12 protein-coding genes are annotated in these 16,081 nt (G+C 39.5%); 8 read left to right on the top strand and 4 right to left on the bottom strand.

Annotation, left to right across the window (positions count from 1 at the left end):
- The first annotated feature begins 13 nt into the window (after positions 1–13).
- Both B3C94_RS13625 and B3C94_RS13620 read left to right on the top strand, forming a co-directional pair.
- On the top strand, positions 14–580 hold the full coding sequence (locus tag B3C94_RS13625) for a hypothetical protein (RefSeq protein WP_293904529.1): 567 nt from the start codon (positions 14–16) through the stop codon (positions 578–580).
- 123 nt (positions 581–703) lie between these two features.
- Complete coding sequence (locus tag B3C94_RS13620) at positions 704–1,912, top strand: serine hydrolase (protein WP_293904527.1); 1,209 nt, start codon at positions 704–706, stop codon at positions 1,910–1,912.
- 124 nt (positions 1,913–2,036) lie between these two features.
- Here the strand turns inward: B3C94_RS13620 and B3C94_RS13615 are convergent, their stop codons facing one another.
- On the bottom strand, positions 2,037–3,044 hold the full coding sequence (locus tag B3C94_RS13615) for a D-alanine--D-alanine ligase family protein (protein WP_293904525.1): 1,008 nt from the start codon (positions 3,042–3,044) through the stop codon (positions 2,037–2,039).
- 146 nt (positions 3,045–3,190) lie between these two features.
- Between B3C94_RS13615 and B3C94_RS13610 the strand changes: the two genes are divergently transcribed.
- The 6 genes from B3C94_RS13610 to B3C94_RS13585 all read left to right on the top strand — a co-directional run bounded on the left by B3C94_RS13610 (position 3,191) and on the right by B3C94_RS13585 (position 9,954).
- Complete coding sequence (locus tag B3C94_RS13610) at positions 3,191–4,174, top strand: PASTA domain-containing protein (RefSeq protein WP_293904523.1); 984 nt, start codon at positions 3,191–3,193, stop codon at positions 4,172–4,174.
- Between the two features lie 194 nt (positions 4,175–4,368).
- Entirely contained in the window at positions 4,369–5,409 is a 1,041-nt protein-coding gene (mltG, locus tag B3C94_RS13605; RefSeq protein ID WP_293904521.1) for an endolytic transglycosylase MltG, read from the top strand.
- A complete protein-coding gene (locus B3C94_RS13600; protein WP_293904519.1) occupies positions 5,409–5,816 on the top strand; it encodes an acyl-CoA thioesterase in 408 nt (135 codons plus the stop codon). Before mltG ends, B3C94_RS13600 begins: the two co-directional genes overlap by 1 nt.
- A 1-nt stretch (position 5,817) precedes the next feature.
- Complete coding sequence (locus B3C94_RS13595; RefSeq protein WP_293904517.1) at positions 5,818–6,783, top strand: YihY/virulence factor BrkB family protein; 966 nt, start codon at positions 5,818–5,820, stop codon at positions 6,781–6,783.
- Between the two features lie 300 nt (positions 6,784–7,083).
- The gene (rpsA, locus tag B3C94_RS13590; protein ID WP_293904515.1) at positions 7,084–9,015 is read left to right on the top strand and encodes a 30S ribosomal protein S1; all 1,932 of its coding nucleotides are present in this window, start codon (positions 7,084–7,086) and stop codon (positions 9,013–9,015) included.
- Between the two features lie 99 nt (positions 9,016–9,114).
- Positions 9,115–9,954 (top strand): sulfurtransferase, encoded by an 840-nt coding sequence (locus B3C94_RS13585; protein WP_293904513.1) that lies wholly within the window; start codon positions 9,115–9,117, stop codon positions 9,952–9,954.
- Position 9,955: 1 nt separating this feature from the next.
- Here B3C94_RS13585 and B3C94_RS13580 read toward each other — a convergent pair whose 3' ends face one another.
- The 3 genes from B3C94_RS13580 to B3C94_RS13570 are packed head-to-tail and all read right to left on the bottom strand — an operon-like array spanning position 9,956 to position 15,914.
- Positions 9,956–11,857, bottom strand: coding sequence for a RecQ family ATP-dependent DNA helicase (locus B3C94_RS13580; protein ID WP_293904511.1), 1,902 nt, complete (start codon positions 11,855–11,857; stop codon positions 9,956–9,958).
- Positions 11,854–13,938 carry a ComEC/Rec2 family competence protein gene (locus B3C94_RS13575; protein ID WP_293904509.1) on the bottom strand — a complete coding sequence of 695 codons (2,085 nt, stop codon included), beginning with the start codon at positions 13,936–13,938 and terminating at the stop codon, positions 11,854–11,856. The genes B3C94_RS13580 and B3C94_RS13575 overlap by 4 nt, the downstream gene beginning before the upstream one ends.
- Positions 13,935–15,914 carry a hypothetical protein gene (locus tag B3C94_RS13570; protein ID WP_293904507.1) on the bottom strand — a complete coding sequence of 660 codons (1,980 nt, stop codon included), beginning with the start codon at positions 15,912–15,914 and terminating at the stop codon, positions 13,935–13,937. Before B3C94_RS13570 ends, B3C94_RS13575 begins: the two co-directional genes overlap by 4 nt.
- Between the last annotated feature and the right edge of the window lie 167 nt (positions 15,915–16,081).

The raw sequence follows: 16,081 nt of genomic DNA, 5'->3' as shown, positions 1-16,081 counted from the left end.
TTTCGGGCTTGTTATGCTAGGTAATCTATCGCAAGTTTCTGCGCAATTCCGTCACCCCTACACCATGCGTACACCTGGAGGAAATATTACGATACCAGGGTCGTATGCTCCGATGCTCTATTCTTTCGAACGCGAACCGATCAGCAGTAGGTACAAATTTTATATCGTTTTAAAAAATGACAGCACTGTCGTTTCAAAAACCAAAATAAAATTGAGAACGGCAACCAAGCCCAGTGAGATATCCTGGCGGGAAAAAGGCAAAAAATACACCGTAACACCAGATCAAACAAAAGAAATTTATCGGATAGATTATTGGAATAAGAAAATTAAAGGCATTCCACAAGATAGCTGCTGGTTATTTTTGGTGGACACCGTTAGTTATGAAAGACGAATCCGTCGCTATAGCATGACCGCTGATATCAATCAGCCCGCGATATCGCATTTCAAGATGGAAAAGGCGAATGAAATTTTACCACTAAAAAAAGAGACCCTAGAGCCTTATGTTCAGGAAAATGAAAAAGCAAAGAAGCTGCTATTGAAAGACCAGCTCTTAAAAGCCATAGAAGAATTTAACCGATAAGGCTACACAAGCCTGAGACTTAAATTTAATTAAGCTTTCTTTTGATTTACCTGTCTTGAAAATTTAAAACACGAAATGATTAGGCACATACACAAATTTCTAACCCTCATTTTTATCTTATTCATGTCAGATGCATACGCTCAAAAGGTTGACACCATATACTTGGAAAAGCTGCTCCAAAGCCATCCGGATCTATTTCAGAAGATATTAAGTCATCCGACTAAAAACGAGGTACAGATCCTTTACACACAGATTGATCGTGATAAATCCAACATACCGCATTTTAAAACCTATAGCTATCGCCTTAATCCACATTGGTATTTTTATCCGGCAAGTACCGTAAAACTTCCGACAGCAATTCTAGCACTGGAAAAAATAAATGACCTAAAGATTGCCGGTCTCAGCAAAGACAGTCCGCTACGCATTGATTCTGCCTTCGAGAAACAGACAAGGGTATCCGTGGACGAATCTGCTGCCAATGGTCTTCCTTCCGTAGCGCAATATGTAAAAAAAATCCTATTGACCAGCGACAACGATGCCCAGAATAGGCTCTTTGAATTTATTGGCCGTGCTGAGCTCAATGCAAAACTTAAAAAATACGGCACTCAATACAGCCGGATCGTCAACCGCCTCGCTATAGGTGACAAGGGCATCTGGGCCAAACATACCAACCCGATCACCTTTTACAATGGGAAGGATATTATTTATAAACAAGAAGCACAGTTCGATCCCAAAGACTATGCTATAGAGCTGTCGAATACCCTTCAAGGAAAGGGCTATATGAATGACAAAGATGAGCTAGTCCATGAACCCTGGAGTTTTGAAGGATTAAATGTCTACGCGCTTCAAGATCAACAGCTCATCCTGAAGAAATTGTTATTTCCTGAAGTGTTTCAGCCTAAAGATAGATTTAATCTAAAAAAAGAGGATTATGCCCTGCTCTATGACTATATGTCGCGCTACCCCTTTGAATCGGATTTCCCGAAATATGACTCAACAGAATTCTGGCCAACGTATAGCAAGCTCCTTTTATATGGTCGCGAAAAAAATGCAACCTTAAATCCCAACATCCGGATCTTCAACAAGTATGGCGATTCTTATGGCTATAATATTGACAATGCCTATATTGTTGACTTCGAACATGGGGTAGAATTTATGCTCGCCGTTGTTGTGCAGTCCAATGAAAATGGCATCTACAACGATGGACTATACGAATACGAAACGGTAACCTACCCATTTTTAAAAAATATCGGGCAGGTAATCTATCACGAAGAGCTAAAAAGGGTGAAAAAGTTTAAACCTGACCTATCTAAGTTTGATTTCAGAAAATAAAAAAATACAAAGACGGCTTTCAATTTTTGAAAGCCGTCTTTTGTTATCTTTGAGTATCGCTGCATATTTTTATCCGCTACAGCCGCAAGCACCCTCGTTTCAGGGCCATTAAAATAGGACAATACTATTTCGATTGCAAGGCTGTTTCGATTAACTCGCCATAGAAATCGCCTTCTTTCATTCCAAAAGCCCTTACTTGCTGCGGGATAAAGCTTTGTGGAGTCTGCCCGGGAATAGTATTGATTTCGATAAAATAAAATTTATCGGTATCGTTTTCCAAAAAGAAATCTACACGGACCATCCCTTTGCAATTCAATCTGACATAGATCTCTCTCAAAATACGTGCAGCACGCTCCTGCTGTTCAATAGTCAGCTCTGCCGGAGTAATCTCTTCGGTCAATCCGGGTACATATTTCGCTTCGTAATCAAAAAACTCACGTGTAGTCCGTACTTCCGTAGCAGGTAAAACAACCAGCTCCCCTTTCGAATTGCGAAAAATTCCTTCCGAAAACTCACGTCCGGTCACAAACTCTTCGACAATAACCTGTTTCCCTGTATTTTCTGCATCGAACGCTTTATCGATCGCTTCTTGCAGCTGCGTAGATTCCTTCACCTTGGTCATTCCGATACTACTTCCACCTGCATTAGGTTTCACAAAGTAAGGCAGGGAAAGATTACTTTCGACGATTTTGATCGCCTCAGAACGCTGCGATTCAAATAATAAGACGGATTTTGCTAAATGCAGTTCTGGGATATCCGTTAATATCGCTTTTGTATACCCTTTATTCATCGTCAGCGCGGAAGTCAGGGCATCACAAGATGTATAAGGAATATCTAGCAAATCAAAATAGCTCTGAAGTCTTCCATCTTCTCCAGGTACACCATGCACCATAATAAATGCCAAGTCAAAGGTCAGGGTTTCCCCGTTCAATGGAAGCGTAAAATCTGCTTTTGAAATCGGGTGACGGTTACCATCTAAATCTTCATAGTACCATGCTTCTTTGCTCACTGTAATTAGATACACATCATATTTGTCGTGATCAAGCTGAGAATTCACAAAGGCAGAACTTTTAAAAGAAACTTCTGCCTCCCCTGTATAACCTCCAGTTATTAATGCTATTTTTGCTTTCATAAATTTTAGCGATTCGAATAGCAAATATAATTTGCTATACACGGAAAAACGAATAATTTTGTGAGGAATAATTTTATTTAATCATTCTGCAAACTTGGCTTTAATATTGCGGTTCTATGCAGAATTAATTTTTAGCAAACAGAGAAATGTCCAAAGTCGTACAATATCTTCAGACCCCCACTTTCAGGAAAAATCTTATTGCCGCTCTCATTGCGATAGTATGTCTATTCCTTTTCGTATATGTTGGACTGAAAATATATACCAAACATGATGAATCTATTGCCGTTCCAAAAGTGAAAGGGCTGCATATCAGTGCAGCTATTCAAGCGCTGGAGGATGCTGGGTTGGAATATCAAATTGATTCCGTTTATCAAATGGATGCCAAACCAGGTCTGGTCATAGAACAGGATCCTGAACAAGGGTTCCATGTAAAATCGGGCCGCACGATTTATTTGACTATTATTACTCAGGTAGCCCCTGAAGTTGCATTTCCAAATATAAAAGACAAAACACTGATCGAAGCAACTGCGATTCTGAAAAACCATAACCTCAGAATTGGCGATACTTCTTATGTTGCGGATATCGCAAGAGATATTGTACTAGACGCTCAATTTGCGGGGCAATCGATCCGCAATGGACGTATGATTCCGAAAGGATCACGTATAGACCTAGTTTTGGGAAATGGGCTTGGAGCAAATGAAGTAGAAATACCCAACTTAGTCGGTCTTCCATTAAACGAAGCGAAGTTTGCCCTGTCTGGCGCCGGCCTTGGTCTAGGTACCGTGACCTATGATCCAAATGTCACAGATACAGCCACCGCAGTCATCAGTGTACAATCGCCAGGAATAGAAAAAGGACTGACGAGCTTAGGTGCCAAAATTGATGTTACGCTTTCGTTGACCGCACCAGCGCCAACAACAGGAACTCCTTCTGGCACGACAACGCCTAAACCACAGGCAAACCAAACTCAAGTTAATCCACCTGCGGCGAAACCTCCGGTCCAGTCGAAACCTGTTGCTCCAGCAAAAAGTACAACAACAAATACGCCTACTGCCAAACCGACAACGACGACACCCCCAGCTGGACAGAAAAAAGAAAAAGAAAACAAAGGCAATAGTCTAGGCTTTTAAATGTATTGACTCAAAAATGAAGCTGCATGGAATGATCTCCACAATAAGGGATTAGCGTCCTTGGCAGATTCAGGAATAGTATAAAATATAAAGATGAAACCGATCTATATGTGTGCGATTTCATCAACCAGTGACCGCTAAAGGCTGTGTAAATGCCATGAACAGCGAACAACAGATGAATAAAAAATTTTAGAATGGAAAATAAAAAAGGAATACCAAGTTGGTTAAAAATCATTGCGCTGATCGTTATTGTTGTTGGAGCTTATTTTGCTTGGACATTTTATAAAGCATTTTTTGCTTCGAATGTATCGGGAGAGAAAAAGTACCTGTACATACACGAGGGTCAAAAGTATGAAGATGTACTGAAATCAATCAAAGATTCCAATCTATTGGATGATATTGCTTCATTTGAGCGTGCAGCACAATACAAAAAATATGAACAAAGTGTAAAACCGGGACGTTACCTGCTGACACCTGGAATGAACAATAGACGCTTAATTGGCAATTTAATTGGAGGCTATCAAGAACCCGTAAAATTCAGATTCGCCAATGTTCGACTAAAAGAGAATATGGCAGCACTTCTTGGAAAAAGTTTTGAAGCTGATTCTGCACAATTTATCGCAGTACTGAATGATGAAGCTACCGCGCAGAAGTACGGATTTACAAAGGAAAATCTGATTTCTATGTTTATTCCTAATACTTACGACATTTACTGGAACACCAGTCCAGAAAAGGTAATTGCTCGTTTTGATGATGAATGGAAAAAATTCTGGAATGCGGAACGCACGGCGAAAGCAAAAGCGCTGAATTTGACACCACAACAAGTCAGTGCGTTAGCTTCCATTGTCAAAGGTGAAGCCCTGCACCAAGATGAAATGCCCATGATCGCTGGGCTTTATTTAAACCGTCTCAAAAAAGGGATGTTATTGCAGGCAGACCCTACAGTGATCTTCGCTAATAATGACTTTACCATTAGAAGGGTATTGAATAAGCACCTGAGAACAGATAATCCTTACAATACTTACATCTATAGAGGCTTGCCTCCAGGTCCTATTTCAATTCCAAGTATTGCTGCAATTGATGCGGTCTTAAACTTTAAGCAACATGATTATATTTACATGTGTGCTAAAGATGATTTTTCGGGTTATCATAATTTTGCAAAAACAGAGGCTGAGCATTTGATTAATGCCCGTAAATTCCAACAGGCATTGGACGCAAGAAATATTAAAAAATAATGTTTGTATTTGACCATCAGATTCGTGTCCGCTATGCAGAAACAGACCAAATGGGTTATGTTTATTATGGAAATTATGCTGCATTTTATGAAATAGCAAGGACCGAAATGCTTCGGAGCACGGGGATATCGTATAAGGAACTGGAAGAAATGGGAGTCATGCTCCCCGTTGCCGAAATGAAAACCAAATATCTGAAACCGGGCAAATATGATGATTTGATTACCATACGGGTAACTATCCGCCAGAAACCTGCCGTTCGTATTATTTTTGAATACGAGCTCTTCAATGAGGGCGGAGAATTACTCAACCAGGGAGAGACAACATTGGTCTTTGTCAATATGGAGAAAAACAGACCTTGTATGCCGCCACAAGTTTTCCTGGATAAGATGAGTAAATATTTTAATTGATATGGGGAAAATCCACCAATGGCTATTAAATTTTGAACCTTATTTTAGATTAATCGAATGGAGTAAACGTGTCGTATTGCCGGGCTTTGGCTCACTACCACTTTATACAGTGTCCGTATTTTTCTTCCAGGAACTTTCTAGAGATTCCATTGTCAGTAAGGCTTCTTCCCTATCCTATAGTTTTTTATTGGCCATTTTCCCAGGGATTATCTTTCTCTTTACGTTAATCCCCTATATTCCCATTAATAATTTTCAGGAACAATTGTTGGACTTTCTTGCTGTGGTTATTCCTAAGAATGCGTTTCTTGTAGTTGAAACGACTTTGGAAGATATCATTAAAAACCAAAATGGGGGACTATTGTCATTCGGTTTTGTATTTGCGGCCTATTTTGCAACTAATGGCATGGCCTCCCTAATGAATGCGTTCAATAAGGCATCACTCATGACGGAAAAAAGACCATGGATCAGAAAGCGTTTACTGGCCTTAGCACTGGCTTTCCTCATTATATTTGCTTTAACCGTGGGGATGACAATATTTACCATTGCAGGAATTACGATAGATTACCTCAAGGAAACAACGGGTATAAAGTCGAGTTTCTGGGCTATTCTACTCAAGATTGCCCGATGGTTGATCATATTCGCCATTTACTTTTTTACCGTAAGCTGTATTTACAAATTTGGTCCTTCCAACTCCAATAAATGGAAACTCTTTAGCCCAGGAGCATCTATGGCTACCATTTTAGCTATACTGACTTTTTCCATATTTACATTTTATATCAATCATTTCGGTGCATATAACAAACTGTATGGATCTATAGGTACCTTAATCGTCATTATGCTCTGGATTTACTTAAATACGCTTATTTTATTATTGGGTTATGAGCTTAATGCGGCGATCGCCCTGTCTAAACAAACCATCGTTATTGCCAAACCACGCATTTTCAACTCTTTTAAAAAAGAGGAATAAAGATTTCCCCTGCTTTACACAACACGGTTAACAACAAAGCCTTCATAGACTTCGCAGACAGCAACAGCAATATAGGCAAACTGAAGATTCTTTCTGTCCGATAATATCAGACATTTTCAGAAAAAAGAGTAGCGAACACGTTAAGCAACAGGACAAACATCTAGCTTTCGGCCAATACGAATAAAAAGTCCTTTATAACTGAAAGTCTTTCAATAAAATAAGAAAAATAAAATTTTGCATTTAAAGTTTTTTTGTACCTTTGCAACTCCTACAAAGTAGGAAAAAGGAGAAAATTAATTAATGGCAAAAAAACAAGAAGCAGAAAAAGAATTAGCAGCGAAAAACGCAGAGCTACAAGGTGCTGACACTAAAGTAGTGAAAGACACTGAAAAAATTGAATCAGAAGCTGATTCAAACTTAATCGACGAAATCAAATCAAACACTTGGATCACACCAGAAGGTGAATTTGACTGGGATGCAAATGATAAAGGTTTCGGAAATTATAGCGAAGCTGAACGCGCTAAACTTGAAGCACAATACGCGGATACTTTCAACCAAGTAAACCAAGGTGAAATTATCGAAGGTACTGTAGTTTCTATCAACAACAAAGACGTAGTCTTAAATGTTGGTTTCAAATCTGACGGTTTAGTTTCTTTATCAGAATTCCGTGACTTACCAGAATTAAAAGTTGGTGACAAAGTTGACGTATTCGTTGAATCTCAAGAAGATGCTAACGGTCAATTAGTACTTTCTCGCAAACGTGCTAAAACTCAAAAATCTTGGGAAGCTATCAATGAGGCATTGGAAAATGATGCAATCATTACTGGTTTCGTTAAGAGCCGTACTAAAGGTGGTCTTATCGTTGATATCAAAGGTGTTGAAGCATTCTTACCTGGATCTCAAATCGATATCAAACCTATCCGTGACTACGATGTATACGTAGGTAAAACAATGGAATTCAAAGTTGTGAAAATCAACCACGAGTTCAAAAACGTTGTTGTATCACACAAAGTATTAATTGAAAACGACTTAGAAAACCAAAAATCTGAAATCGTTGCTAAATTAGAAAAAGGTCAAGTATTAGAAGGAACAGTTAAAAATATCACTGATTTCGGTGTGTTCATCGATTTAGGTGGTGTTGACGGTTTATTGCATATCACAGATATCTCTTGGGGTCGTATCGAGCATCCAAAAGAAGTTTTAGCGCTAGATCAAACAATCAACGTTGTTGTATTAGACTTTGATGATGAGAAAAAACGTATTGCTTTAGGCTTGAAACAATTATCTGAGCATCCTTGGGAATCTTTAGATACTGCATTAGAAGTTGGTTCTAAAGTTAAAGGTAAAATCGTAACAGTTGCTGATTACGGTGCTTTCTTAGAAATCATCCCAGGTGTTGAAGGTTTGATCCACGTTTCAGAAATGTCTTGGTCACAAAACTTACGTTCTCCACAAGAGTTCTTAAAAGTTGGTGATGAGATCGAAGCACAAATCTTAACATTAGACCGCGATGAGCGTAAAATGAGCTTAGGTATCAAACAATTGACTCCAGATCCTTGGAAAAATATCACTGAGCGTTACCCTGTAGGTTCTAAACAAACAGCTGTTGTTAAAAACATGACTAACTTCGGTGTATTTGTTGAATTGGAAGAAGGTATCGACGGTTTGATCCACATCTCTGATTTATCTTGGTCTAAAAAAATCAACCACCCTAACGAATTCACTAAAGTTGGTGAAACATTAGAAGTAGTTGTTTTAGAATTAGATGAAGAAAACCGTAAATTATCTTTAGGTCACAAACAATTGGAAGAAAACCCTTGGGATACTTTCGAAACGATCTTTACTGAAGGTTCTATCCACGAAGGCACTGTGATCAAAGTTGGTGACAAAGGTGATATCGTAGCTTTACAATATGGTGTTGAAGGTTTCTGTCCTTCTAAACACTCTGTTAAAGAAGACGGTTCTTCATTGAAAGTTGATGAAGTTACTTCATTCAAAATCATCGAGTTCAACAAAGAAAACAAACGTTTAGTAATTTCTCACTCTCGCATCTGGGAAGAAGAGAAAGAAGAAGCTCGCAAAGAAGAGTCTAGCAACCGTAAAAAAGACGCTAAAGCTGAGTCTTCAGCTGTGAAAAAAGTAAAAGATTCTGTTGAAAAATCTACTTTAGGCGACTTAGATGTGTTAGCTCAATTGAAAGAGCAAATGGAAAATGATAAAAACGCTAAGTAATTAGCAATTTCAATCCATAAAAAGCGGCTGTTCCAAAAGGACAGCCGCTTTGTTTTTATAAGGATGCTTTGTAATTTTGTACCAATAAACTTTATTGTTATGTCATTCAAATCAACCTTAATTAGCCCTGCCGAACTTCAGGAATCTTTGGAACAATCTACAGATATCATCCTCCTCGACTGTACCATCGATAAGGTTGGCCAATCCATCAAAGATGCCAAATTCGAAGTACTTCCTAATTCTCAATTTTTTGACATCGAAGGAAAGCTCTCAGACGCGAATTCCAAATTGCCGCATACCCTCGTAGCAACAGCGATATTTGAACAAGAGATGCAAAACTTGGGAATCAATCACAACAGTACAGTCGTTTTATACGATAGATGGGGAATATACTCAAGCCCAAGGGCCTGGTGGATGTTTAAAGTAATGGGCTTTGAACAGGTATTTATTTTAAATGGCGGTGTACCTGCTTGGAAAAAAAACAAATTTCCGCTCGTAGATCACTATACAAAACCGCTAAAGACCGGTAACTTTAAAGCATATTTTCAAGCAAATCGTTATGCAGATAAAGCATATATTTTAACACATTATCGAAATCCCGAAGTCAATATTTTCGATGCTAGAAGTAAAGGGCGATTTAGTGGTTTAGTACCCGAGCCACGGAAAGGTCTCCACGGTGGACATATCCCTCATTCGAAGAATTTACCTTTTGAAGAATTATTCGATGGAATAGTTTACAAACCTCTAGAGGAACTGAAACAACAATTTGATCATTTTAATTCTACGGGCGCTGAATACGTTTTCTCCTGTGGTTCTGGTATCACAGCATCCATTTTAGCATTTGCCTGTCATCTTACAGGACAGGAGAATATCCGCGTATATGACGGTTCCTGGTCGGAATGGGGGCGCGAAGAGTTAAATCTTCCCGTTGAAAAATAAGTTAAAACAAGGTATTCCAGGAATAGAGATTATCCTCCAGACGAATTTTTTCTGCATCCAGAAGATCGCGGATAATCTCTATTCTTTTCTTTTCCGTACCTATCGTTAAGCTCGCAACCAAATCATGAATATTTTTCGGTGCGGCAAGCAAACTGCTTTTGATTTCCGCTTTTATACTTGTCCGTTGGTTTTCCTGATGAGTTCGGATCAGGCACAAATCGCATACTTGGCAGAAACCAGCATTTTTCTCACCAAAATATAACAACAGCGACTGGCTGCGGCAATTGCTGTGTTCAATATAACCGATCATGCCATTGACTTCTGCTTCCTTCACCTGATGGCGATCGCGAATAAAAATATGATCGATATGTAAATGTTTGTAATCAACACGGTTCTGTAAAAAGGTCAGTTGTGGCGCATCGGTCGAAGGTAAATAGCTCGCGATTTCCAACGTCTCCAACGACTTCAATAGTGCTACGATACGATCATAAGACAAACCTAGCTTACGTGCAAATTCATATTCATTGATCAGGATATAGTTTTCAAATACACCGCCATAGCTGCGCAAAATAGCCTTAATAAGCTTATCATATTTTGCATACTGAACTTGTATTTTATACAATTCTGCACTATCAATTTCAAACTTAAAGCGGGAAGGTATTGTTACAGCTTCAGACAATACCAACCAGGTGTCCCGCTCCAGAAACTTCAGTGCATTCATAACCGGGACCAAGGGCAGCTGATATTTTTTGGCAAAGGTAACAACATCAAAATCCACCGTCACTCCTTCTCCAGAACCGTAGGGTATTTGAAAATGATTACACAGGTAATGATAAGTCTGCTGGATAAACGGAATATCAGGAAAACTTGCTTCCAGATTATCCATAAGTTTCCGCTCATCGGTCTTCTGATAAAGAATAACAGGATAGGCTTTTTTTCCATCTCTTCCAGCTCTACCTGCTTCCTGATAGTAAGCCTCCAGGGAATCTGGTAAATCGAGATGGATCACAAATCGCACATCCGGCTTGTCAATCCCCATCCCAAACGCATTGGTAGCGACAATGACGCGAACAGTGTTCGCCATCCATCCTTTTTGTTTCTGATCCCGTTCGTGCCCCGAAAGCCCAGCATGATAATAATCTGCCGATATACCATTATTAACCAAAATACGAGCTATTTCCTGCGTCTCCCGACGGTTTCTGACGTAGACAATACCAGATCCACCCAACTTATGTATAATGCGCACCATACGTCCCATCTTATCCTCTTCCTCAATGGCCATATAGGCTAAATTATCCCGAAGAAAACTTTTTACAAATACATTTTCCTCCGGAAAGTTCAGTTTTTGTTGTATATCTGTAATGACACGTTCGGTAGCAGTTGCTGTAAGTGCCAAAAAAGGCACCTTAGGATGTAGTTCCCGTAGCTTCGCAAGCTCCAAATAGGGCGGTCTAAAATCGTATCCCCACTGCGAAATACAGTGTGCTTCATCTATAGCGAACAAATTGACATTCATAAATCGAATGCGCTCTTTCACCATATCATTGTACAAACGTTCAGGAGAAAGGTAGAGAAATTTAATTTGCCCATAGACGCAGTTATCCAATGTAATATCCACCTCTCTCTTCTTCATTCCTGAATAAATTGCGACCGCCTGAATTCCATTTTTTCTCAAATGTTCAACCTGATCTTTCATCAATGCAATAAGTGGTGTTACGACAATACAAATCCCTTCTTGCATCAACGCTGGTACTTGAAAACAAATCGATTTCCCTCCGCCTGTCGGCAATAAAGCTAACGTATCTTTACCTGAAATGACCGATTGAATAATTTCCTCCTGCAGGGGTCTAAATGAATCGAATCCCCAATATTGCCTTAAGATTGATATACTATCTTGCGTCATAAGTTCTCCTTATCCCAAACATACGCAAAATTATCTTTCATGAGATAATTCTGTACCCCCAAACTATCTAACATGCGTTGTGTTTGCAGCGACTGTTCCATTGAATTGGACCCATCCAGTATAACAAGTTTTGGCCTGATTTGCTTCAATAACCTTGGTAAACCATAGCATAAATCTTTTCTAACAATCACGAGATCAGCATGTGGCATGGTCCCTTTCGCATGTGACAGAATAGCTATTTTACCCAATGGGAGCGTTACAAGATAGTTCTCCCGCTCCCGGCCATTCAAAGCCACAAACTTCAAGTCTTCTTTAGCCAATAATTGGATTTCTCTTCCACATGCATATTGCAGGCCTCCGACTTGTAAAGAATCAAATGTGCTGTAAACGATACCTCGGCCATCTTTGAAATACCCCATCGTCAGCTCACGTTTCGTATTATAAACCCGAAATCGTTCTGCATAATTATTTTCCAGCCACCTTTGACCTGATATCAACAACATTCCAAGCACACAACATCCCCCTAACCAGACGTATCTTTTATCTTTCCACTGGAAAGCGTACAAAAAAGAAAAGACTGCACCGTAAGCCAGCAATAAAAGCCCCAGTCCCATGGGGGCAATTTTTATTGTCGAAAAAGCCAAATGATCAATAAACTTCAAACAATATACCATAAAACGAATGAGATGTTCCAGTAAAAAACCCATGAAATCATTAAGCCACTGTACCGGATTAATTGTCATAACAAAGCCCAGGTACATGACTAGGGTTGAAGGAAAATCAACAAGCAGATTGGCTATTAAAAAATAGGTTGGAAACTGTCCAAAATAATACAGACTCAGTGGCGTTGTTAGGATCTGCGCGGCAATAGACACCGCCAGTGTATCTCTCAAAAGCCGTAATACAGGCTTTTTAACGGGAAGAAGTTCCTCGACAAGCGGCGAACATACAATCATACCTAAAACGGCTAGAAAAGATAGTTGAAATCCCACATCAGTAATGGCCCGAGGCTCCACAAGCAAAATCAATACTGCCGCAATAACCAACGAATTCAAGCTTGAGAAACTTCGTTTAAAATGCTGTGCACATAAGACAAAACTAATCATGATAGCTGCTCTCGTAATGGGCGGATCAAGCCCTGCAATAAAAGCATACATCCAGATGATACTCCATAACAAAATTAAGGGCAGCCATCCAAAATAGGGAGGCCAAGCAATTCGCTTAAAGATAAGGGACAAAAAACCGAATAAAACAGCGACATGCATTCCCGATACACTCAGCACATGTATCGTCCCCGTATTGGTGAAGGCCTGGATGTTTTCGGCACTGATATCGCTTCGAGAACCATATAATAAAGCTGACGCTATAGCAAAATTTTCATCCTCTTTGAGATGATTCCGAAGCTTAATCATAAAATATCGTCTCGCTTGCAAAGCGAGTCCTATCAACGAAAAAGTTCTTGTTCCTTTCCGACTGATCAACTTAAATCGACCGTCGGCTACAAAAATCTCATGCTGAATATGGTGTCTCCTCAAGTATTTCCGATAATCAAATTCCATCGGGTTAAGTGGTGGGGCTATTTCCCTTACTGAACCTTTTAGCCATAGTAAGTCACCAAAATGAAGGTTATTTTTCCCGCTTGATTTTAGGGATAACATGAGCACACCTGCAGTTTCTACAAATTCACCTTTTCTATAAGCCCCGGCTACTTCTACTGAAAAACGGGCAATCCCCCGTCTCGCCCTGGGTTCCTCTATAATTTTGACCACGTAGCTATCCGCTTTTAAAAGGGCGAAATGGTTACTTAAGACCAACGGATCATTGCGCCAAAATTGGCAAATTCCAAATAATACAACAGATACATAATACGCGCAGGTATAACCATATTTGCGAATTGATCCTTTTAACAAATAACAACAAATCGTTAGCAAAGTCATCACAATCAAGGCCAGTTGTACATATTGATATGCCCGAACCGACATTGGCAATACAGAAGCCAAAAGAAGCATCACAACATATGGAGCAGCAAGTTTAAGAATAGGAACTCGCTCTAATCTTTGTAGAAAACTGAACTCTTTCATAATTGCCACCTCAACTGTACCTTTATTTCTGATTTTATGTTACCCTCGATCTGATCCAATCCAGTCCCAACAGTCTCTCTCCCCGGATAATAATAGAGCGCATATTTGGCCCATATCTGAAGATGGCGACTTAAGTGATATTGTAGATTAAGATAGGTTCTCCATCCCTTCGTATTGTACATTCCGAAACCGGAGGCATACAGTACATCCTGTTCGTATGCATAGATCCGATTGTCATAGCTTGCTGCATCGAAATACGCAATCCGCATATTTGACCTGAATTTTCCAGCTTTAGATTTCCAGAATACATCCTGGTAAACCATATATCCTAAGCTGTTTTCCTGATACTCTTTTTGGAAAATATTCGCTTCTATACGAGAGCGAATAGTCCATGTGGAACTTAAGAGATAATGTAGCTCCATCCTCAATTGCTGTTTCCCCGTACTTACAAGTCCTGTTTCGGTATGTCCATCTCCCATGTAGTTAACCTCTTTCAGTCGGTAGCGATAACGAAACGAAAGCTGTCCTCTTTTATACCAAATGTAGCTCAACTGGCTAAAGAAATCAGCTCCTGTAGAGAGCGTATCGGCCTGATATCTTGCCCCCGGAAAACAGAATAGATCCGCGTAATTGGACCAAACCAATTTTCTTCCCAGTTGATAAGTTAATCCCAAATAAACACCTTGTTCATTAGAGGTATTATCCGATTCACCAAATCCCTGCCCGTAAAAAGTATGAAAATTCCTTTTGTAGTCCCGAAGCAATATAACCGATGATAAACGTGGATGTAAACTTATGATAGATCCCGCTAACCATGCTGAGCCTCCGTCCATACTGTTCGCAAACTCACCAAATAAATAGGTATTTCGAATGGTATAGTTGGCATACAGGCTTATATTTTGCAAAACATCGCCTTCAAAGTCAGCTTCTTGCCTTATCCCCTTCCCTTTCGTTTTCAGGACATCCAGCTGTGTTTGATTAAAGTGAACACCTACTTTGAGCCTTTTATAGCGCCACAATACATTCAATCCATAAGCCATTTGTGATGCCGCATGACGGTACCGCTGTTCGGTTGGAGTGCGATGCAGACCCGTACTTGCTATTGTTGAAATCGTTGCTGGAGAAATTGTACGGTCAACTTTTCCATCAATGGATAGATAAGAAAAATAGGGTGTAATTTCAACGTGCTTCATCTGTAATGTCCCGGCTATACCACGCATAAAATTTACTTCATTTAACGAAGTATAGGGTTTTACACCAATACCTTGCCTTGCCGTATTCTGTACTAATCCACCTTTGCCGAAATTCAGACCATTCCACATGCTAAGTCCCTGACCAAATTGCAATGCGTAGTCGCCGATCACAATATTCTTGAATCGGCTAAAGTTTTTTACCGACAAACTCATGCCATAGAAATCAAACCCCTTCTTTTGCTTATCCTTAAAAAAGGGCTCCCCTGCATCTTTCTCCATATTGACAGCTAGGTGAATTCTATCGTTTAATTGGGCTCTGTATCTTAACGCATAGCGATTGGCATCGCCTAAATAACGGGATCTCGTTGTATCAAGGATACGATACCCCTTTGCTTTTTCAAATATCCGAGCGTATCTTAGGGTAAATTCCTGCTTAAAATTTTTCACTTTAAGGGTTTCAAGGGGAGATTCAGCACCTATCCTTACAAAAGGTAACAGTAAGTTGACAATCCGTTCATTGAAACCATCAATAGATTGTAATTCAAGCACATTGATAAAATTCCCTGAAATGGTCTTATGTTCCAAAAGCTGCTCAATTAATAAAGGATCTAGAAATTGTAATTCAGTGAGTTCTCTTCCATCGGTCTTGTTGAGATCAATTGGATGCTCGAGATAGTAGTACCACTTTTCTGTCAGCTCGCTCAAATCGGCATCCTCTGGAAGTTCTTCCGATAAGCTTTCAAATAAATCTTGGAGATCGACTTTTTCTTTTGTTTGCGCCATACAGGTTATGCCAATAAAACAACCTATAAAGAGCAAAATCTTGCTACAATATTTCATAATAGGTTTTAATTAATATTGGCTAAATGCTAGGCCATGAATCCTTTATCCCGGCAGAAAAACGATTCACTCCTATGAAATTAGAAAATATAAAGGAATAAAAAAAGCCT

The sequence above is a fragment of the Sphingobacterium sp. UBA5670 genome (assembly GCF_002420705.1).
In the GTDB taxonomy this organism is placed as follows: domain Bacteria; phylum Bacteroidota; class Bacteroidia; order Sphingobacteriales; family Sphingobacteriaceae; genus Sphingobacterium.
This window is presented reverse-complemented; position numbering and strand designations above follow the sequence as displayed.